The sequence below is a fragment of the Flammeovirga sp. OC4 genome, assembly GCF_000812565.1.
In the GTDB taxonomy this organism is placed as follows: domain Bacteria; phylum Bacteroidota; class Bacteroidia; order Cytophagales; family Flammeovirgaceae; genus Flammeovirga.
This window is the reverse complement of sequence record NZ_JTAM01000010.1, coordinates 83,485-103,454: the sequence shown is the minus strand read 5'-3', so window position 1 is coordinate 103,454 and position 19,970 is coordinate 83,485. Positions and strand designations below refer to the sequence as shown.

General features: G+C 34.5%; 17 protein-coding genes and 1 tRNA gene. 15 read left to right on the top strand and 3 right to left on the bottom strand.

What is annotated here, in order from left to right; genetic code table 11:
* Positions 1 to 2 precede the first annotated feature (2 nt).
* Entirely contained in the window at positions 3 to 875 is an 873-nt protein-coding gene (locus PL77_RS09705) for a S9 family peptidase (RefSeq protein WP_044204227.1), read from the bottom strand.
* Positions 876 to 1,181: 306 nt separating this feature from the next.
* Here PL77_RS09705 and PL77_RS09700 point away from each other — a divergent pair, with 306 nt between their 5' ends.
* From PL77_RS09700 to PL77_RS09635, 14 genes are all read left to right on the top strand, one after another.
* Positions 1,182 to 1,865: a 2'-5' RNA ligase family protein gene (locus PL77_RS09700; RefSeq protein WP_044204226.1), complete on the top strand. Its 684-nt coding sequence runs from the start codon at positions 1,182 to 1,184 to the stop codon at positions 1,863 to 1,865.
* Positions 1,866 to 2,406: 541 nt separating this feature from the next.
* A complete protein-coding gene (locus PL77_RS09695) occupies positions 2,407 to 3,540 on the top strand; it encodes a DUF2971 domain-containing protein (RefSeq protein ID WP_044204224.1) in 1,134 nt (377 codons plus the stop codon).
* A 281-nt stretch (positions 3,541 to 3,821) separates the two neighbouring features.
* The gene (locus PL77_RS09690; protein ID WP_082026470.1) at positions 3,822 to 5,135 is read left to right on the top strand and encodes a TolC family protein; all 1,314 of its coding nucleotides are present in this window, start codon (positions 3,822 to 3,824) and stop codon (positions 5,133 to 5,135) included.
* A 12-nt stretch (positions 5,136 to 5,147) separates the two neighbouring features.
* Positions 5,148 to 6,224 carry an efflux RND transporter periplasmic adaptor subunit gene (locus PL77_RS09685; protein WP_044204222.1) on the top strand — a complete coding sequence of 359 codons (1,077 nt, stop codon included), beginning with the start codon at positions 5,148 to 5,150 and terminating at the stop codon, positions 6,222 to 6,224.
* Positions 6,225 to 6,242: 18 nt separating this feature from the next.
* Entirely contained in the window at positions 6,243 to 9,431 is a 3,189-nt protein-coding gene (locus tag PL77_RS09680) for an efflux RND transporter permease subunit (protein WP_044204221.1), read from the top strand.
* 419 nt (positions 9,432 to 9,850) lie between these two features.
* Positions 9,851 to 10,150, top strand: coding sequence for a hypothetical protein (locus tag PL77_RS09675; protein WP_044204219.1), 300 nt, complete (start codon positions 9,851 to 9,853; stop codon positions 10,148 to 10,150).
* 112 nt (positions 10,151 to 10,262) lie between these two features.
* Positions 10,263 to 10,463 (top strand): DUF2892 domain-containing protein, encoded by a 201-nt coding sequence (locus PL77_RS31510; RefSeq protein WP_082026469.1) that lies wholly within the window; start codon positions 10,263 to 10,265, stop codon positions 10,461 to 10,463.
* Positions 10,464 to 10,519: 56 nt separating this feature from the next.
* Positions 10,520 to 11,539: an adenylate/guanylate cyclase domain-containing protein gene (locus PL77_RS09670; RefSeq protein ID WP_044204217.1), complete on the top strand. Its 1,020-nt coding sequence runs from the start codon at positions 10,520 to 10,522 to the stop codon at positions 11,537 to 11,539.
* A gap of 112 nt (positions 11,540 to 11,651) precedes the next feature.
* Positions 11,652 to 12,197: a hypothetical protein gene (locus PL77_RS09665; protein WP_044204215.1), complete on the top strand. Its 546-nt coding sequence runs from the start codon at positions 11,652 to 11,654 to the stop codon at positions 12,195 to 12,197.
* Between the two features lie 47 nt (positions 12,198 to 12,244).
* On the top strand, positions 12,245 to 12,838 hold the full coding sequence (locus PL77_RS09660) for a hypothetical protein (protein WP_044204212.1): 594 nt from the start codon (positions 12,245 to 12,247) through the stop codon (positions 12,836 to 12,838).
* A gap of 487 nt (positions 12,839 to 13,325) precedes the next feature.
* Entirely contained in the window at positions 13,326 to 14,372 is a 1,047-nt protein-coding gene (locus PL77_RS09650) for a DUF3626 domain-containing protein (RefSeq protein WP_044204399.1), read from the top strand.
* 118 nt (positions 14,373 to 14,490) lie between these two features.
* Entirely contained in the window at positions 14,491 to 15,030 is a 540-nt protein-coding gene (locus PL77_RS09645) for a hydrolase (RefSeq protein WP_044204209.1), read from the top strand.
* Positions 15,031 to 15,126: 96 nt separating this feature from the next.
* Complete coding sequence (locus tag PL77_RS09640; RefSeq protein WP_253273974.1) at positions 15,127 to 15,594, top strand: hypothetical protein; 468 nt, start codon at positions 15,127 to 15,129, stop codon at positions 15,592 to 15,594.
* Between the two features lie 610 nt (positions 15,595 to 16,204).
* A complete protein-coding gene (locus PL77_RS09635; RefSeq protein ID WP_044204207.1) occupies positions 16,205 to 16,636 on the top strand; it encodes a hypothetical protein in 432 nt (143 codons plus the stop codon).
* A 75-nt stretch (positions 16,637 to 16,711) separates the two neighbouring features.
* On the opposite strand, the gene PL77_RS09630 is transcribed toward PL77_RS09635, so the two are convergent.
* The gene (locus PL77_RS09630; protein WP_044204205.1) at positions 16,712 to 17,419 is read right to left on the bottom strand and encodes a response regulator transcription factor; all 708 of its coding nucleotides are present in this window, start codon (positions 17,417 to 17,419) and stop codon (positions 16,712 to 16,714) included.
* On the bottom strand, positions 17,406 to 19,049 hold the full coding sequence (locus PL77_RS09625; RefSeq protein WP_082026467.1) for an ATP-binding protein: 1,644 nt from the start codon (positions 19,047 to 19,049) through the stop codon (positions 17,406 to 17,408). The genes PL77_RS09630 and PL77_RS09625 overlap by 14 nt, the downstream gene beginning before the upstream one ends.
* Before the next feature lie 798 nt (positions 19,050 to 19,847).
* Between PL77_RS09625 and PL77_RS09620 the strand changes: the two genes are divergently transcribed.
* Positions 19,848 to 19,924, top strand: a tRNA-Gln gene (locus tag PL77_RS09620).
* Positions 19,925 to 19,970 lie beyond the last annotated feature (46 nt).

The following is a 19,970-nucleotide window of genomic DNA, read 5'->3' as shown; positions in this document are numbered from 1 at the left end:
TTTTATTTTATGTAGTGATCAAACCAAAATAAGAGTTCTTCAGGGTGTTTTGTGAGGTAATCATATCCTGCAGCTCTTTTCTTTTCCAAATCCAACCAAATCATCTTTTTTTCAACCTTTAAAGCATCAAAATATTCATTGATGGATTTTTTGTTCAGGTATTCATCATTTTTATTCTGAATCAGTAAAGTTGGAATAGTGATAGCACCCACGTGTGGCATAAATGATACTTCTTCCATCGCTATACCTGTTCTTTTATTATTTAGTTTGGTGACACCTTTTCCGACAAAATTATCTAACCCCAATGCTTTGATAAAATCAGTATATCGAAGGGGTTGTATGGCGATCATAGCTTTTATATTATCGTATTTATCCAAACCATCACCAAAAGCATAAGTAGATGATGCGGCTCCCATACAGATACTTAATAACCCAATTTGAGCTTTTGTATAATTAGGGTGATGACTGATAAATTCAACGGCAGCAATGACATCCTTTCTTTCCTCTGGCCCCCAAGTGACCCATGGAGTGGTTCCTTCTTCACTGTCGCCGTGGTTTCGGAAATCATACATCAAAATTGTGTACCCTTTGTCATGAAGATATTTAGCATGCTTCAAAAAAGAGATATTTTCTTTCCACATTTTCATCATTCCTTTTCCTTCTGGAGTGTAACCTGATCGGCTTGACTGCACCCCATAATGAGATTGTATGATCACCTTATCTGTATCTCCTTTAATCAACCAGCCTGAAAGTTTTACGCCATCTTTGGCATTAAATGACACCTCTTCATAGGGTAAGCCATAGTCACTTGGAAGGTCAAACACTGGGGAAACTCTGCCCTTTACAATGGAATTAGAAAGTAATTTAGTCAGCATTATATTTTCTTTTTGATTCAATACAAAGGTTAGTATTATATAATTACTTAAAATACACATTTTGCAGAAGTAAGGATACATATTGCAGAACTGCTATTTCTCTTTTTGGCAGAAGTAGAATGATTTGACCCTTAGTTTTTTAGTAATATTAATTATTGTAACGATGTTTAACTTTACAATAAAGCAAAATATTTAGTAATTTGTATTTGTTAATTATTAAGCACTGAATCTTATATTTTTTGTTTAATAAGTACTGTTCTATTGCCAATTAAGTGAATTTAATAACTACCAAAATGAAGTGAGCATATGATAAATATTGAATACTATAACAAACTATACCATGACTCTGTAGCTAAAATACAATCAGATAATTATGAGTTAGATAAACTTATTGATTCGAATGATGATAGGAGGTTTGGAATATCTCTAATTCTAAGACCTGATGAATCAATAAAAGAGCGAATTCAAAATTTTCTTTCAAAACTCAAATCTGTAGAACCAAATCAATATTACTACCCTAATAGTGATATACATGTCACTGTAATGTCTATTATTTCATGTTACGACGGATTTCATTTGGATCAAATATCGATCGATGATTATATCGAGGCAGTGATGAAAAGTTTGAATAGTTCAGAAAGCTTTGATATTTCTTTTAAAGGCATAACTGCATCTCCTTCTTGTGTATTGGTTCAAGGATTTATGGAGAATAATAATTTGAACTTAATCCGCAACCGGTTGAGAAATGTTTTTAAATCAACTCAATTAGAACAATCTATGGACGTCAGGTATGCCTTACGTACCGCTCATTCTACGGTGGTAAGGTTAAAGGAAAACTTAGAGCAAAAGCAGAAGTTTTTAGACGTCTTGAAAGATTTTCGAGATTTCAATTTTGGAACAATGAAAGTTGATACTTTAGAACTTGTTTATAATGATTGGTATCAGAGAGTGGATAAGGTGAAAACGTTGTATGAGTTTCCTTTGGTTTAAGAGTTTAGAATTAACCAATAAACATAACTTACTACATTGTAAAATAAATTCTTGTAAACTTTCAGTCAATTTATTCTGCAGGCTTTTATGTCCTACTTTCAAGCTTCCTTCTTCTTCATTTTTCCATTGATGAAAAACGAAGCAAAAAATCTAGGCTTAGAAGTCAAAAGCTAAATTCCATTCCTCTCGCCTAAATGATTTTAAACTCGCTTTGCTCAAACAAGAAAATCATTTTTAACGGCTCAATTCATGAAATTCTTAACGCTTTTCCCTTCAAGGCCGAAGGAAGTACTACCTAACGAATTGAGTAGAAAGACCACTGGCGCGAATGTTAAGCGATAGCGTCATTCGTGTCCTTCAGATCATCAGAAATCTCCTGATTTCTGAACACTATAATTAACCATAATTTAGTTTACAATGTACTTGCCACATTGAACTAAAATATTTAAGTAATACTCATTATTTATCTTCTATTGTTGAGCAATTGAGAATAAATAGAGATCTTTAAAGGAGTAAACTATTAAAACCATGCTGAACTAATATGTATAAGTATTCATCCATATCAACTCAAACATTAAGAAATATTCAACTTGATCAGATCTATTTTAATCATCCTATTAATTTCAATGACCCTTTTGATACATTTCAAGAACTAAACATAACGAACTTTAGTGATGAGAATTACATCACTTTGTATTGTAATTATATCAAAAGAGAATTGGATAAAGATTCACTAATTAAAATTTTGAATAATTCAATTACTGAGTTGGAGTTCATGAAGTTTGTGAAGAAAGATATTGATTACTTTTTAGATTTTAGTTTTGATAATCAATTAGGTTTATTCAAAAGTAAAGAAGAATTATTAAACCATATAACAAGCACAAATTACCTTGAACTTTCTAATATTATTAGAGATGTCATATTAGGTACCAAAAATAAGATCGATTTAAGTTTGAAAAAAAGCTTTAGTAATCTTAGACATGAGAAATATTCAAATATAGGAGTATGTTGTTTTTCTAAATCATTTGATAACTTGTTAATGTGGTCCCATTATGGGGATTGTCATAAAGGTATATGCTTAGAATTTGATGATTCTATTGAGCCCTTTTCTAAAGGAAGAAATGTAATTTACGAGAATCATTTTCCATCAATAAATCTTGATGAAATATTTTGTAATGATGATGAAAAAGATTTCTTATTAGTAAGTAAATTACTATCATATAAATCTAAAGATTGGATATATGAAAAAGAAATTAGGTTAATACATAACGAAGCTAATACATGCTATAAATACCCAACTGAATCTTTGAAATCAATTTATTTTGGTTTAAAAGTTGACTTAACTGATAGAGATATAATATGTACTATTCTGAAAGAGAAAAATCCCGCTATTAAGTTTTTTCAAATGGAAAAAAATCTCAGTAAATATCAACTTGAACCAGTTGAATTAGAATATTATACACCAAAAGATATTAAGAATATAATATTTCAAATTATAATTAACTCATTTAAAAATGTGGTTTTTGAATTAACTGATTTAAAAAAAATATTACCTCCTATTATAAAAGAGGAAGCTCTAAATAAGTGTATTGACATCTTTTTGAATGACGGTTTTTTGGTTAAGAAAGGTTCGAAATATATAATTCCGGAAAATATGAAAAGTTCAATTTTATAAGACTTAGACTAAATATAAATGCTATCAAGTATATAATGCATGAATGAATTATCATATATATATATGTTATGTAACTATTATCACAGACTACCTTCATTCCACCCCTTACATTTGTATTATAATTTACTTCAAACACAAATAATACAACGAAATTATGTTTTGCGATCTAACGGCAGGAAGTAACGAATGCATTTACTTCTGAAATAAAATACTCTTCACAATAGAATAGGTCTACGTAGACCGTATTACAAAATTATCACCATGAAATAACTTTCAGTAAAATGAAATTGAGAATATTACCTACAATAGTGGCGCTATTGCTAGGGCTGAACGTTACTGCCCAAACCAAAATGCTCACCTTAGAGGAGGCATTACAGTTGGCAGCAACGCAAAACAGAGATGTTGAAATCAAAGAAGCGGAGGTGAAAGCCGCTCTACAAGATTATAAGAAAACGAACAATGTTTTTCTTCCGAATATCACCCTTTCTGAAACTGGGGTAAACACAAATAATCCATTGAACTCGTTCGGTATTTTATTACAACAAGAAAGAGTGACGGTAGCGGACTTTGATCCAAACCGTTTGAATAATCCGGATGCGATTTCCAATTGGAATACAAGAGGAGCAATTCAGCAACCTATTTTTAATTTGGATGGAATGTATGGTAGAAAAGCGACCAAACAAGTCTACAATGCGAAGACGCATGAAGCAAAAAGAGTAAAGGAATATGTGCTTTTTGAAGTAAAACAGCATTACTATATGTTGAGCTTGGCACATGACCAAACTGAAGTACTTTCTGAAGCGATTAAAACGGTGGACGAAGCACTGAAAGTAGTTGAAAATAATAAGGATAATGGTTACGCTAAGGAGTCTGATGTTCTTCAAGTAAAAGTAAGAAAGCTTGATTTGCAGACGAAGTACAATGAAGCTCAAAATGCTGAGGCTTCTGTCAATGACTACCTTGTTTTTCTTTTAAGGTTAGATCCAGGAACTAAGATACAGATTCAAGATCAAATCGCATTGACGGTTGTGGAAACCGCAAAAGTGGAACAGGAAAATGTACCACTTTCGAGATCCGATTTAATGGGGTTGTCATTTGCAGTAGAAGCTCAGAAGAATATGTGGAAAATGAACAAATCCAAGTTTGCTCCACGTATTAATGCCTTTGGTCAGTATGATTTTAACGATCAAAACTTATTTGGTACTTCTGCTCAAAGCTATTTGGTGGGGATTTCATTAAGCTGGACCGTTTTTGATGGTGGTCAGCAAATGGCAGCTTCTCAAAAGTCAAAATTAGAGTGGGAGAAAGCAACCATGAATTTTGAAAAAGAGAAAACAAAGGCGGATATCGATCTGAAAAAAGCACAACGAAATGTAGTGTCAGCCAAAACAAAAATTAATATGACTGAGATCGCTAGAGAAGAAGCTTTGACAAGTTTTAAGATCCTTTCGGACAGATACAAAGTAGGACTTGAAAAGACCGTGGATTTGCTTTCAGCAGAGACGACGAAATCTGAGAAAGAGTTAGCGTATTTAAATGCTGTTTTCGAATACAATATGGCTGTATTCCACCTAGACTTATTACTTCAAGAATAACAATTTGAAACAATGAAATTACAAAATTATATATATAAAAGTGCCTTAGTAATCCTTTCTGCAGTGTATTTAACATCATGTGGGTCAGAGGCAAAACAACAATCTTCAGGGGAATTAGACGCTCCTGTTCAAGTGAAAGTCGAAACTGTTTCTACTGAAGGAGTCGATAATGCTTCTTCTTATTCGGCAGAAATTAAAAGCACTAGCATCACACAACTTAGCACAAAGTTGATGGGGAGAATCTATCAGTTTAACTATGAAGCGGGTGATGTGGTGAAAAGAGGTGATGTAATTGCCAGAATTGAAAGTGCTGGTATAGAATCAGCAAAAGCTAGAGTACACGCTCAAGTAGAAATGGCAGAGGTGGGATTGAAAAATGCCAAAAAGGATTATGATAGAATCACAAAGCTACATCAATTAGGAAGTGCGACAGACAAGGAATTGGATGATATCACAACGCATTACCTTTCTGCAAAGGCAGGGTTGGAGTCTGCGAAAAAAGCAGAAGATGAAGTAAACGCCAATTTATCTTATACGGTGATCAAAGCACCATACAACGGTGTGATTACCCAAAAATACATGACACAAGGTGATATGGCATCTCCTGGAATGCCTGTTGTAGAATTTGCTTCCAATGATCGATTTAAGGCATTGGCAAGTATTCCAGAGTCAGAAATTGACTTATTTGAAGTGGGAGAAGAGGCTAAGCTTTACGTAGGTGCGATTCAAAAAACAATTCAAGGAAAAGTGAAGAGAGTAGTGCCTTCTGGAAAATACAATGGAGGTCAGTTTAAGGTAGAATTTGACATTCAACCAACGGAAGGAATCACGAACGGAATGTATGCTAAAGTAGCTACAGCCAATGGTCAAACGGATAAAATACTCGTTCCTCAATCAGCAGTGATACACAAAGGTCAACTGACAGGTTTGTATTTGGTCAACCTTCAAGGAGAAGCTTCTTTGACTTGGGTAAGATTAGGAAATACCTATGAAGATAAAGTGGAAGTCCTTTCAGGTGTACAAAGTGGAGATAAAGTGATCCTCACAATGACGGGGCAACTTCATGATGGGAAAGCTGTAAAATTCTAACCTCAAAATAGAATAATCATGCAAAAAGGAATAGCAGGAAAAATCGCAGAGGTATTTATCAATTCCAAATTGACACCTCTATTGATGATCGTATTTTTAGGGTTGGGGATTTATGGAAGTTACCTGACGCCAAGAGAAGAAGAACCACAGATTGATGTGCCAATAGCGGATATTTTTATTGGATATCCTGGAGCTACCCCTGAGGAAGTAGAGTCTAGAGTGGCAAAACCTTTAGAGAAAATTGCTTCTAATATCAAAGGTGTTGAGTATGTGTATTCGACATCTATGAATGAACAAGCAATGGTAATCGTACAGTTTTTTGTAGGTGAGGATATAGAGAGAAGTATCGTAAAACTGTATGCGGAACTTGATAAACACATGGATCAGATGCCGAAAGGTGTCATGCAACCCATCATTAAGGTAAGAGCTATTGATGATGTACCGGCATTGACTTTGACATTACACAGTGATGAATACGACGATTTTATGCTTCGTCGATTGGGTGAAGAGTTGGGCAATGAAATTGCAAAAATCAATGACATCGCCCAGGTAAAAGTGATCGGGGGTAGAAGCAGAGAGATGAGAGTAGAGTTGGATCGAGAGAAAATGAAATCTTTCAAAGTAGATCCATTGAGTATTGCACAGCAGATTCAAGCCGCTAATCAGGAGTTTTCTTCGGGAACTTTTAACCAACAAAATACTAATATTTCAGTCTCTACAGGTGAGTTTTTCAAAACCTCAGATGACCTGAACAACTTGGTAATCGGGGCAAATAATGGTGCTCCAGTATACTTAAAACAAGTCGCAAAGGTAAATGACGGACCTCAGGAAGCCATCCAATATGTGAGATATGGCTATGGTGTGTCAAGTGGAGAAAAAATGCAGGGTGATGAAGCGGCAGTAACGCTTTCTATCGCCAAAAGAAAAGGGGCAGATGCGATGCAATTGGCCGATTTGGTTTTACAGAAAACAGAAGACTTGAAGCCAACATTGATTCCTTCTTCAGTGAAGGTGGAGGTGACAAGAAACTACGGTGAGAGTGCTTCTCATAAAGTAAATGAATTGATGATGCACTTGATTGGGTCGATCATCGCCGTAACTTTTGTGGTAGCACTTTCCATGGGTTGGAGAGGCGGATTGGTCGTTTTCCTTTCTGTACCTGTAACGTTTGCCTTGACATTGTTCTCGTATTATTTACTAGGTTACACGCTAAATAGAATCACATTATTCGCCTTGGTATTCGTGACAGGTATTGTGGTAGATGATAGTATTATCATTGCCGAGAATATGCACCGTCATTTCAAGATGAGAAAGCAACCTTTTCTTCAAGCGGCATTAGCATCGATCAGTGAAGTGGGTAACCCTACCATTTTGGCTACATTTACAGTCATTGCTTCTGTATTGCCAATGATTGCAGTATCTGGTATGATGGGACCTTATATGAGTCCAATGCCTATTGGAGCGGCTTTCGCAATGTTCTTCTCCTTGATTGTTGCATTGGTGATTACACCATTTATCGCCTATAGATTATTGAAAGGGGATGACCATGGAGATGGAGAAGTTGAGTTTAAAGTAGAAGATACAGTCATCTATAAGTGGTACAACAAGATGATGCGTCCATTGGTGGAAAAACCAGTATTGAGATGGTCATTTATCATCAGTATCACAGTCCTTTTATTAGGGTCAATGTCTATGTTTTATTTTGATATGGTAGTCGTAAAAATGCTTCCATTCGACAATAAAAATGAATTCCAGATTGTGATCGATATGCCTGAAGGAACACCTTTGGAAGAAACTTATCAAGTCACAAAAGAACTAGCGGCTTATATCCGTAAGCAGGATCAAGTGAATGCTTATCAAATGTACGTAGGTACTTCTTCTCCAAATACTTTTAATGGTTTGGTAAGACATTACGACTTAAGAAGAGGTCCTAACATGGCGGATATTCAAGTGAATTTGACCAATAAAGAAGACCGTTCTTTACAAAGTCATGATCTGGCGAAAAGTTTCAGACCAGGGTTACAAGCCTTGGCGGAGCAATTGGGAGCAAATATAAAAGTGGTTGAAGTTCCTCCAGGACCTCCAGTACTTTCAACTTTAGTGGCTGAAATCTATGGTCCTGAATTAAAAGGGCAGGAGCAAGTAGCACAAGAGGTGGAATCTATTTTTAATGCCTCATCAGATATCGTAGATGTAGACTCTTACTTAGAAAGTGACCAAGTGGAATACACTTTTGAAGTAGACAAAGAGAAAGCGGCATTGGCAGGGATTCCAACTCAACAGGTAGTTTATACCATGAATACAGCCTTGAGAGGTTATGAGGTATCTAAGCTGAATGCTCCAAATGACTACAATGAAGTCGGTATTAAATTGATTCTAAAAGAAACAAACAGAACATCAATTGACGACCTTAAAAAGATTTCAGTAAAATCAATGCACGGTCAAATGGTGTCCATTGGAGATTTGGTGACAATTAAAGAAACAACTAAACCCAAAAGTATTTACCGTAAAAACCAAAAGCGTGTCACTTATGTAGTCGCAGATGTGGCAGGTAAAATGGAGTCTCCGGTGTATGCCATCATGGGTATTGGTGAACAGTTGGATAACATCTTGGCACCAAATGGTAAAAACTTGGAACAAAACTTCACTGCTGTACCCTTCTTGGAAGATAATTATATCCTCAAGTGGGATGGCGAGTGGCAAGTGACTTACGAAGTCTTTAGAGATTTGGGAGCGGCATTCGCAGTCGTTTTAGTAGTCATTTATATGCTGATCGTAGGTTGGTTCCAAGACTTTAAAACACCATTGGTTATGATGGTAGCGATACCTTTAGCCATGGTAGGAATATTGGTAGGTCACTGGATGATGGGTGCATTTTTCACTGCAACAAGTATGATTGGAGCCATTGCATTGGCAGGGATTATGGTGAGGAATTCCGTCTTGCTGATTGATTTTATCAATATAAAATTAGAAGAGGGTGCTTCTCTTAAAGAATCAGTAATTGAAGCAGGAGCCGTGAGAACCATGCCGATCCTATTAACTGCTGGAACGGTAGTAATCGGAGCATTCGTAATCTTATTTGATCCAATCTTCCAAGGTCTGGCCATCTCACTGATGGGAGGAACGATTGCTTCAACAGCATTAACCTTACTGATCGTGCCTTTGGTATTTTATATGACAGAGAAGAAAAAACATGTAGAGAGGTAAGAATGAAGAGGTAAGAGTGATGTGGTGCTGACCATGTTTCAAGTGTTAAGCGATAGCGTCACTTGGAACTGATTATTGGCGAAGTCTCCTGACTTCGAATATAAAACCACACTCTCATTCATTTCTTTTCGGAATTACAAAGATATAAGTGCTTGGATGAGATTAGGTTTGTGTTTCGTGCACCATAGTTAAAACTATGGGCAAGTAGTACAGCAACCTAATAAAGACTAAAGTCTTTAAGGTTGATAACGAAGACAATACTTTAGTGTTGTTGGAGTCAGTATCACCAGCCCACGACTTCAGTCGTGGGACATGTAAATAGAATTCATCCAAGTAGTAGATAGTAAAGTAGTAGTAAAGTGTCCAATTAAGAAAGGGGGAGATTTATTTCTCCTTCTTTCTCTTCAATTCAAACAACCATGAAATTAGTATTTATTTTTTCCATAGATGAAGGAAAGCAAGACCAATTGTATGCTCTTCTTCATAAAGTAGGAGCGGCAGTTTTTAGTGAATCCAAAGTAAAAGGAATTTATACTGACCTCTCTGAGACACCTGCATTTTTCAGTCAAAAAAATATAACCACTGATTCCAAATTGGATATAGTAGCCGTGACTGACGAACAAGCCAATCAGATTTTGGACGCTATCACGACATTAAATCAATCCAAGGCAGAATTTCCAATCCACGCCTACACTGTCGATGTAGAAAAAATGGCGTAGGGGTTGACCTATGTGTCAACCCGCCCAACTACACATCAACCCGATAAATCACATGGGAACCTGTACAATCATGTGTGTATATCACATGTTAACCCCCAAAATATAAAATATTATGCTAGAAAGAATCATACGTTTTGTCGCAGGAACCTTCATCCTGTTAAGCCTTGCATTGGCCGTTTATGTCAATATCAATTGGCTCTTCTTTACAGCGTTTGTAGGAGTAAACCTATTGCAGTCATCACTGACAAAGTGGTGCCCTTTGGAGAGTATCTTAAAGTACTTCAATCCGAAGTTTAAATGCTCAAAATGCTAGAGAAGAAGAGTGTTAAAACATAAGGTGAATATACTTTATATCAAATTTGAGAAATCATGAGAGGATGGAAAACGGATAAGCTTTTATTCAAGACGAGAGAACAGATTTACCACTTTTTTTATGGTTTTGTATTATGGTTTCTCGCATTTTCCCATGCCTTATACCTTCAAGACTATTTCTACAGCGAAGTATTAACCTTTACCCAAATCATCAAAATAATCGGAGAGGTTATTCTCATTTCACTCATCATCTCCTCTTCTAACCTTATCCTGAGACTTAGCACAAAATCAATCTTAAAAAATAAAATATCCCCAACTTCGCTTCTGGTATTACTCTATCTCTTAGAAGTGGGATTAAGTATTTCATTGATTGTAATTGCAGATACTATTCAACAAAATGAAGTACAAACAATACCACTATTTACCTATATCATTCCTCTAAAAATATACGAATTGTATCTTTTGGAAGTCGATAATATGATTGGTCCATTTCACCTCAAAAAACTTTTTCATGACAAATACCTTAAGCCCAAAATGGAGGAAAGAGTATTTCTGTTTGCGGATTTAGTAGATTCTACCAAAATAGCAGAACAACTTGGACCGGAAAAGTACAGTCAATTTCTAAAAGAAAGTTTTGAAAAGTTTGCGGTAGTCTACGATTATTTTGGAGATATTTTCCAATATGTAGGCGATGAAGTTGTCATTACTTGGAAGGCAAGTTCTCAACATAAAAACTGTTATATCAATGGTACTTTGGCGTGTAGAAATGAATTTATAAAAAGTAAGGAATACTTTGTCGCTCAATATGGTGTTTTTCCTCAATTTCGGTTTTCCTTGCACAAAGGAAATGTGATTTCAACGACCATCGGAAAGTATAAGAAAGAAGTCAGTTTTCACGGAGAAGCGATCAATGTTACTTCAAGAATTCAGGAATTTAATAAGGAATTGGGGGTGGAGATGATCTTTTCAGAAAGTGTGCTAGGAGATATTCAGAGTGAGAAAAATAAAATGAAGTTTCTTGGAGCAAAAAAGATAAGAGGAATTAAAGAGAATTTAGGGTTATATACCATCAATTAATTTAGTTATTTATTTAGTATTACTCATTTTATCTGTCTATTTTTGTGGCGTAAAAAGGCGGGGCGTATTTATAAAATATCCACCTTTGATTAAACACCGAAACTGACTGAAAATGACCTTAAACCAACTACTAGTAGAATTCTACAGCGCAAATGGAATTCCCGATGATGGAGGAATTAATGATAAAACATTTGACATTAATATCTTCGGTTTAATTCTCACAATGCCTAATCCTCAATTCAGAAAAGATGCATTGCATATCCATGATATTCAACATTTATTAAATGATTGTGATACGTCTTGGGAAGGAGAAGGATATATATGTGGCTGGGAGATCGCAACAGGTATGTGGAAGTATTTTCTATTAGGTATGCTGAGCCTCTGGGCAATGGGGTATGTATTATGGATGCATCCAAAATCGGTATTGGAAGGCTTTAAAAAGGGATTAAATGATAAAGGGGTTATTGATTTGAAAATCAGTAAAGAAGATTTTATGAAAATGGAATTAGATGAGCTGAAAAGTTTAATCAAAAAGGATAAGAAAACGACCATGGGGTTGCCTCAATGGATTCAATTTATTTTTTGGGTATTCGTCAGTGAAGTTGTATTTCTTTTTCCTTTGTTACTTATAGCCCTTGGTATTTATTTTTTGGTTTGATATTGGCATTCGTATCAAGTTTAAAATGATCAACCCTCATTATTTTTATGTATTCATTCATTATTCTTGGTAAAAACGAACATGCTGCAAGGCTAAAAATTAAGTATGAAGATAAGAAACTGTCTTTTAAAGAAGTTTTTAACCTTTGGAAGACAGATCATTCATTTGTGAGCTTTTATTCAGAGGAACTGCTAAAGATAATAGGAAACGCTTTTTTTTGGGAACACCCCCCTTTATTACAAAATGACCTTGATAGGGATTACGAACTCGTAGTTCGAAAAACAAGAAGTTACGACAATAAAACCATCAATGAATTAGCGTTTCAAGAGTACTTTAATACTGATGAAAAAGTGGCTGTTTTTTATAATTTAGGTAAAAATGCCCGTTTGATAGTTCCCGTCAAGGTAGGTGAAAGTGAGACTTACAAACACATAGGTGCTTTTATGGAACAAGGCGACCCATTTCAAATCAGAGCTTTGTTCTGCGAGATTGGAGATGAAATGTTTTGTGAATTGGAAACAGGAAAACAAATTTGGTTAAATACGGCAGGCTTAGGTGTACTTTGGCTTCATGTTAGATTAGATACTCGACCTAAATATTATAAGACCAAACATTACAAAGACCGTCATTTTTTTGATTGATACAAGAATTAACCATTACTATTAAAACTTGAAAATTATTCATCAAACAACTTCTAAATTGAATTTCATTAAAAATTTACTGATTGCATTTTGCATAAGTTGTGGTTTTAAGTACTACTAAATAGTATTAACTCTCTATAGAGGATTTTTAAATAAGGACAAAAGATCATAGTTATGAACCCAATACTAAAATCAGTCATTCGGCAAGTTTTAATTTTCATGTTATACATGTTGGTGCTTTATATTTGGATTTTTAATCGAACAGGAGGTATGGATATGGCGTATATGTTGATACTGATATATATTACAGGTTTCCATACCCTAATAAATATTATATTATCTATTTTGAAATACTTAAAATTCCCTGAATTGAAGTTTACTATAGTAGATGTTTTAGTTCCTCCATTACTACTGTTATTGATATTTTGGTTTAATGACGCTTTTTTTGACTTTATGTATTTTCTTGAAAAGATATTTAAATGATAATATGAACCTAACCAAGTCACAAACCCTAGCCATTGAAAACGTTTTAGAATATATCCATACTACAAAGGGTAAATCCATGGATACAATCGAGATGATTTTATATCAATCCAACATCAATAAAACGTTATCAGATCTGTATTTTAAGAATGTAAAGGAAGCTTCTCAAATTGCAATGCATTTTCACCCTGACCGTATTTATTCAGAAGGAATGACTGTAATCGATGGGCTGATACAATCCGGTAGATATAAGAATCAATATGAAACCAATATCTCGGCAGGAAGCATTTCTGCATTTACAGGCGGAGGCCGTGATACTTGGGAAAGAAAGGTTTTTAAAGATGCATATCACTCTGCAGCTCCAAAAGAACGCCCCAAATACGGTGCATTAAACTTAACGATAACAAGTGATGGACCAGCTCCTAGGTTTGGTTCTTGCTTTTTTTTATTGAAACCTGAAGTAAACCAAAGAGCAACTTTCACTTATGGAGATACTTATGATTCTCCGAAAGAGATAGGTACAATTGACCATTTTGAATTAATACATGAAGGAGTTTTTAAGGATTTATTCACAAGAGAAATGGCCTTGGGAGCAACGAAGTTAACTGTTGAAGATTTTATGGTTTTGATCAATACGTCTTTTTCTCAATTTCAAAAAGACTCAGCTTTCAGACCTGCTTCAAAAAACCTTGATTTTTACATAGAAACACAAATTCATGGTGATGTTTTGTTGGAAAGGGATGTCGATAAACTCGTAGCAGATCGTTCTTATCTAAATACTGAATTCGAGAGCCTTTTTAAGACACTATGTGAGAAATATAATATAGCATTGGTTTGGAATGCGGGACTAGAATTAGATGTTAGTGACTTTCCTTCAAACTTTAGAGGACCGAATGTACCCGAGTATGCAAAGAAGTTTGGAAAGGACAGAAAGTTAAATGCTTATTTACTAGGTAAAGCCGCTAAAGATGTCGGTAGGGACCATGAAAGTTTGCAGCTGTTGAAGTATTTGTGGCATTGTATTGTGAGATTTGGACATATCATAAAGTGATATTCCTTCAAATGATTTATTGTAGCCCATCAAAGAATTCTTTAAATTGATGCTAGTGAAAAAAACAATAAAGTGCTAAGAACTTATATTTTTAACCTCAAAGACAAATAGATAGAATATGCTAAACGTTGAATATACGGGTTTAATCTTGGTAGATGTACAAGGTAACCTGGCAAGAAAAGTACATGAAAGCGAAACTACAATTGAGAATATTAAAAATCTTCTGAAGGGGTGTCAGATCTTGGATATACCAGTGGTTTGGTTGGAACAAAATCCTGATGGATTAGGAAGTACAATTGAAGAAATAGCAGAACATATTATAGACAATGCACCTATCGGAAAGTTTTGCTTTAATGCTATGGCTGAAAAAGAAGTGGAAAATAAGATTAAAGCACTCAATAAGCAAAACTGGATTATTTGTGGTATTGAAGCTCACATTTGTGTGTATCAAACAGTGATGGGACTGATTGGAAAAAACTATACCGTAGAGGTGGTTGCAGATGCAATTTCATCTAGAAAAGAGGAAAATATAGATGTCGCCTTACGTAAATTTGAAAGAGCAGGAGTTGGTATCACCAATGTCGAAATGTGTCTTTATGAATTAATGAGAACTTCAAAGAGAAAAGAATTTAAGGAGATATTGTCTTTAATAAAATAAATATTTTGTAAGTCAAATTTTGAAGAAATATACATAACCTAATGAGTCCATTAAACGTAGTTTAAGCATTAGTTAAAGCAATACAAAATAAATAATATGATGAGCCCTGAAGTACCAATTATTATTCTAATCCTTTCCGTACCGGTCTATTTTGTTTGTCTATGGAGCATGAAAAAGCTGAATATAGGCACCATCAAAAGCAGAAAGAAATTGGCTTTGATTCCTACAGTGATCGTCAGCCCAATCGTTTATGTTGGACTAATTTTGACTTGGATAGCTTCTGTTAGCTACTACCCAACAAGAGATTTTACACAAAACCAATGGAATTCTAATGTAGAGCAACGTTATGAGTTGTCAGAAGATATTATCCAAAGTAAAATGTTGATAGGTAAATCTCTGGATGAGGTCATCACTGTTTTGGGGACAGACTATTTATCCAAACAAGAAGACAAAATTATTTATGAATTGGGTTTTGTACCTGCGCTCTTTGGAATAGATCCTGACTACTTGGAAATCAAATTAAATAATGGAATTGTAGTAAGTGTAAGGCAGTACCAAGGTTAAAATAAAGTATCATTGATTTTTTGTGAGTATAACACTAAAAAATGTGTGAATAGTGGTTCTATTTAGCGTTTTTTGATGGAATTAATCGTAAAACAATAAATGGAATTTGCAGTAAATAATTTTGTCTTAGTACTTACTGCATTGTAAACTAAGTTTTCGAATATTTATGATTTTTAGAAATCAGGAGATTTCTGATGATCTGTAAGACACGAATGCCGCTAAAGCTTAACATTCGCGCCAGTGGCATTCTACCCAATTCGTTTGGCAGTACTTTCCTCGGCCTTGAAGGGAAAAGCGTTAAGAATTCCATGTATTGAGCCGTTAAAAATGATTTTCTTGTTTGAGCTTTAGCGAGTTTAAAATCATTTAGGCGAGAGAAATGGAATTTAGCTTTTGACTTCTAAGCCTAGATTTTTTGCTTCGTTTTTCATCAATGGAAAAATGAAGAAGAAGGAAGTTTGGAAGTTGACCCTATAAATGCTTGTAAAAAGGCCGATTGAAAGATGAAGATAATTTAGTTTAAAATGTACTTTCCTTAACAAAAATGTTGTCAAACTTCTTTTTCAACTGTCTTATTTGTAAGTCTTTAATACTTATTTAAAATAATAAAATGAAAAACTTACTCTTCTTGACGATAACAGGTCTATTACTCATAAGCTGCTCTAAAAGCACTACAACTACTCCTATAACTCCAACAGATTGCGATTTAATTACAGTAGTGAGTGAAAGTGATTACATCAACGCCCCATCCGATTATGTAGCCATCAACAGTGTAGTAATTGAAGGCAATTGTTTGAAAGTGAATTTCAGTTCAAGTGGTTGTAGTGGAGATTCTTGGGAAGTAAAATTAGTTGATGCCAATATAATTTTGGAATCAGATCCGCCTCAAAGAAACTTAAGACTTTCAATGAAAAATCCAGAGGCTTGTGAAGCTTACATCACTAAAGAATTATCTTTTGATATTTCAGCATTGCAAGTGGGAGGAAATCGAGTGTATTTAAACATTAAAGATTATGAAGGTGATGTTCTTTATGAATATTAGAAACCTTCATTTTTTTGCAAAGCATAAAAAAAGCCTCCAAAAAATGGAGGCTTTCAATATATTTTTTGGTGTGGACTATTCAGCACCTAATTCTACTAACTTGAATCCTTGACCGTGAACGTTTACGATACGTAAATTGTCGTCTGGTTTTAAGAATTTTCTAAGCTTTGTAATATATACGTCCATACTTCTTGAGTTGAAGTAGTTGTCATCTAACCAAATTTTCTTTAATGCTAAAGATCTGTCCATAATTTCATTTTTATGGATTGCTAAAAGACGTAATAAAGCAGATTCCTTTGAAGTAAGGCGTTGCTCATGACCGTCTTCGTTGTATTTCAACATTTGAGCATTAAAGTCAAAAGTAAACTTACCAATCTCGAAAATAGTTTGTTTTTCTTTTGAGTCCGTCTTACTCTTCGTTCTTCTTAAGATCGATGTGATACGAGCTAAAAGCTCTTCCATACTGAATGGCTTAGTGATATAATCATCAGCACCTACTTCAAATCCTCTTAGCGTATCTTCTTTCATTGATTTCGCTGTAAGGAAAAATATTGGAATATCTACATCTGATTTACGGATACGCTCTGCAAGAGTATAACCATCCATTTTAGGCATCATTACGTCGAAGATACATAAGTCATGGTCACCATCTTGGTAGGCTCTTAACGCTTCCTCACCATCTTGAGTACGAGTTACATCAAAGTTTTTAACTTCTAAATACTCAGTAAGTAACATTCCTAAGTTTGGATCATCCTCCGCAAGTAAAATTTTAATTTTGTCCATTTTCAGATATTGGTAGTTGTATAATAAATTCACTTCCTTTGCCTAGCTCACTCTTACAACGAATGCTGCCTTTGTGTGCTTCGACGATATTTTTGACATAGCTAAGGCCTAAACCAAAACCTTTTACATTGTGAACGTTGCCTGTAGGCACTCTGTAAAATTTGTCAAAAATTTTACTAATATGTTCTCTTGGAATACCTTGACCTTCATCTTTTATATGAATTTCCAGCATTTCTTTCTTTCTAATAGCAGAAAGATCAATTTTTGGTGTCTCCGGAGAGTATTTATTAGCATTATCTAACAAGTTAAAAATAATATTAGATAAATGTAACTCATCTCCTTTAACATTTACCTCACCGGCTGCCCAATTGAAGGATAATTTACCTCCACGGTCCTCAATTTTGATCAAGGTGTTTTCGTAAGCAACCTGCATTATTTTATTCATGTCAACATCCACGTTTCGGAGTTTTAAATCGCCACGTTCAATTCGGGCAATTTGCAGTACTCTTTCCACCTGTCTGCTCAAACGCTGATTTTCATCTTTTATAACACTGAGATAGCGACCTGTTATACTTGGCATCTTTTGTACATCGGGGTCCATCAGGGCCTCTGTCGCTAACGCTACGGTCGATATAGGAGTTTTCAACTCGTGCGTCATATTACTAATGAAATCGTTTGTTATTTCAGAAATACGTTTCTGGTCAATTATAGTTTTGGCAGCAAATATGAAAGTAAGAAGTGTTAACAAAATAAACCCTAAAGAAGAAAAGAGGACAAACCTCATTTTACTGATCAAAAACTTGTTTTGCTGCGGAAATTCTAAAAATAAAGTGTTAGAATTATCAAAAACATCTTTAGGAAATAAGGTAATATGATAAGCACTTTTAATAATTTTGGGATTTCTTTCCACATTACTACTCATAATTACCGTTTCTCGGTCTCCTTCACGCTGTAAAACGGCAAAATCATAAACCGTTTTTAACCCTTTATTCTCAATTTCTTGAGAAAGTAATGAATCCAGCATCTCAAAGTTCACACGGTCTTGCAACATGGTATTCTCTGCGAGAATCATTTCGCTGACCACTTGATTGACAAGGTCTGTCTTTTTCATGATCAGATCCATGGCAATATCCAACCTTTTTCGAGCCGTAGAATCTGATGTGATATTACTGACTATTTTAGGCTGACTAGTAGAATCATTGATACCATATTTTGCACCTTCAATGTTGGAAAGCATTGTCTTAGTCGCTTTACCCGACTTCTTGATTTCTGCTTTCTCTTGCACTTTATAGGCAATGCCTTGTTTGGCTAATTTATCAGAACTAATTGTTTGTGAGATATTAATGTTCTGTTTGCTTGTCCAATAAGCCTCTTGTTTAACAGAATCGTATCTTACTTTTACATCACTATTGGTGACAGAAATATCGTCTAAATATCTTTTCGTAACCTGTAAAACTTCTTGTTGCTCAAGCCTTTTAACCACATTTGTAAGTAGCTCACCCACTTCTTGTTCAAAGTGGCTTCTACGTTCCTGAATAGCCTCTTTAATCCAATAATATTGGAGTGCCGCTAATCCGAACATCGCAATACACATCAAGGTTATTATTGTAATGAGCCTTCTTTTTGCCATATTATATTCTTTCGATAAGAAGTTAATACTAACATTTAATAATCTACTTAGAGCATAACTAAAAAGTATATTATTCTTTTATCAGTAGCTTAAAATAGGTATAATTAAAAACTAAAAATCAATATGTTAAAAGTAACATTGATCACTGCAAATAAAAGTAATGTTTTACATTTTATTTAGTATTTAACAAATCTTATTTTAATTCTACAATAAATACTTATTTTTTGTTTGTTTTAAAAGTGAGTTGCAAAAAGATTGATATTTCTCATAACATTGTTCATTTGATATTTGATCCGTTGAATACAGATGCCTTTGAAGATGGTTTTGTTTGAGGATGTTGAAAAGTTTGCTTATCCATGGATTAGTACAATTAAGGTGAAGTAGTAATGCTTTCAATGCTCCTTTTTAGTGGTTTCTCTATGGGCATAGTCACTTTAATGCAATAGAAGAGGTAAAGTAGCCTTCTATTTTAAAAGAGGAATTTAGCTGTTTTAAAGTGAGCGGATATTCATTAAATACCTTTGTAATAGTACATTTCTATCGGTTGTATTCGTAGTTTGAGGTGTGGAAAAATGGAGGATTAAAATCTATTAAGATTATGCGGTAAATATTAAGTAATTTTTACAAGTATTACTAAATAGATTAAGAGGCTGAAAAATAGGAGGTTGAAATTAAAAATAGCATTTATTTAATTTTGTTAGCAAATAAGGATTAAGAAACACTAGAATTAAGTAAATCTAGTTTGTATTATTGTATTAACCAATTAAGGCTAAGACCTCAAAAATATTTTCATCATCAACGAATTTAGCTCAGTGGTCAGAGCAGTGCTTAATTTGATTAAGTAAAGGACGTGGGTTCGATTCCCATATTTCGTTCTCATAGTAGAAAGTAGCAATGAGAAATAGCGAAAAAGAAGGCTTG

Coding starts and splice junctions, on each gene's coding strand:
- PL77_RS09705 (WP_044204227.1), bottom strand. CDS start 875: ATGCTGACTAAATTACTTTCTAATTCCATTGTAAAGGGCAGAGTTTCC.
- PL77_RS09700 (WP_044204226.1), top strand. CDS start 1,182: ATGATAAATATTGAATACTATAACAAACTATACCATGACTCTGTAGCT.
- PL77_RS09695 (WP_044204224.1), top strand. CDS start 2,407: ATGTATAAGTATTCATCCATATCAACTCAAACATTAAGAAATATTCAA.
- PL77_RS09690 (WP_082026470.1), top strand. CDS start 3,822: ATGAAATTGAGAATATTACCTACAATAGTGGCGCTATTGCTAGGGCTG.
- PL77_RS09685 (WP_044204222.1), top strand. CDS start 5,148: ATGAAATTACAAAATTATATATATAAAAGTGCCTTAGTAATCCTTTCT.
- PL77_RS09680 (WP_044204221.1), top strand. CDS start 6,243: ATGCAAAAAGGAATAGCAGGAAAAATCGCAGAGGTATTTATCAATTCC.
- PL77_RS09675 (WP_044204219.1), top strand. CDS start 9,851: ATGAAATTAGTATTTATTTTTTCCATAGATGAAGGAAAGCAAGACCAA.
- PL77_RS31510 (WP_082026469.1), top strand. CDS start 10,263: ATGCTAGAAAGAATCATACGTTTTGTCGCAGGAACCTTCATCCTGTTA.
- PL77_RS09670 (WP_044204217.1), top strand. CDS start 10,520: ATGAGAGGATGGAAAACGGATAAGCTTTTATTCAAGACGAGAGAACAG.
- PL77_RS09665 (WP_044204215.1), top strand. CDS start 11,652: ATGACCTTAAACCAACTACTAGTAGAATTCTACAGCGCAAATGGAATT.
- PL77_RS09660 (WP_044204212.1), top strand. CDS start 12,245: ATGTATTCATTCATTATTCTTGGTAAAAACGAACATGCTGCAAGGCTA.
- PL77_RS09650 (WP_044204399.1), top strand. CDS start 13,326: ATGAACCTAACCAAGTCACAAACCCTAGCCATTGAAAACGTTTTAGAA.
- PL77_RS09645 (WP_044204209.1), top strand. CDS start 14,491: ATGCTAAACGTTGAATATACGGGTTTAATCTTGGTAGATGTACAAGGT.
- PL77_RS09640 (WP_253273974.1), top strand. CDS start 15,127: ATGATGAGCCCTGAAGTACCAATTATTATTCTAATCCTTTCCGTACCG.
- PL77_RS09635 (WP_044204207.1), top strand. CDS start 16,205: ATGAAAAACTTACTCTTCTTGACGATAACAGGTCTATTACTCATAAGC.
- PL77_RS09630 (WP_044204205.1), bottom strand. CDS start 17,419: ATGGACAAAATTAAAATTTTACTTGCGGAGGATGATCCAAACTTAGGA.
- PL77_RS09625 (WP_082026467.1), bottom strand. CDS start 19,049: ATGGCAAAAAGAAGGCTCATTACAATAATAACCTTGATGTGTATTGCG.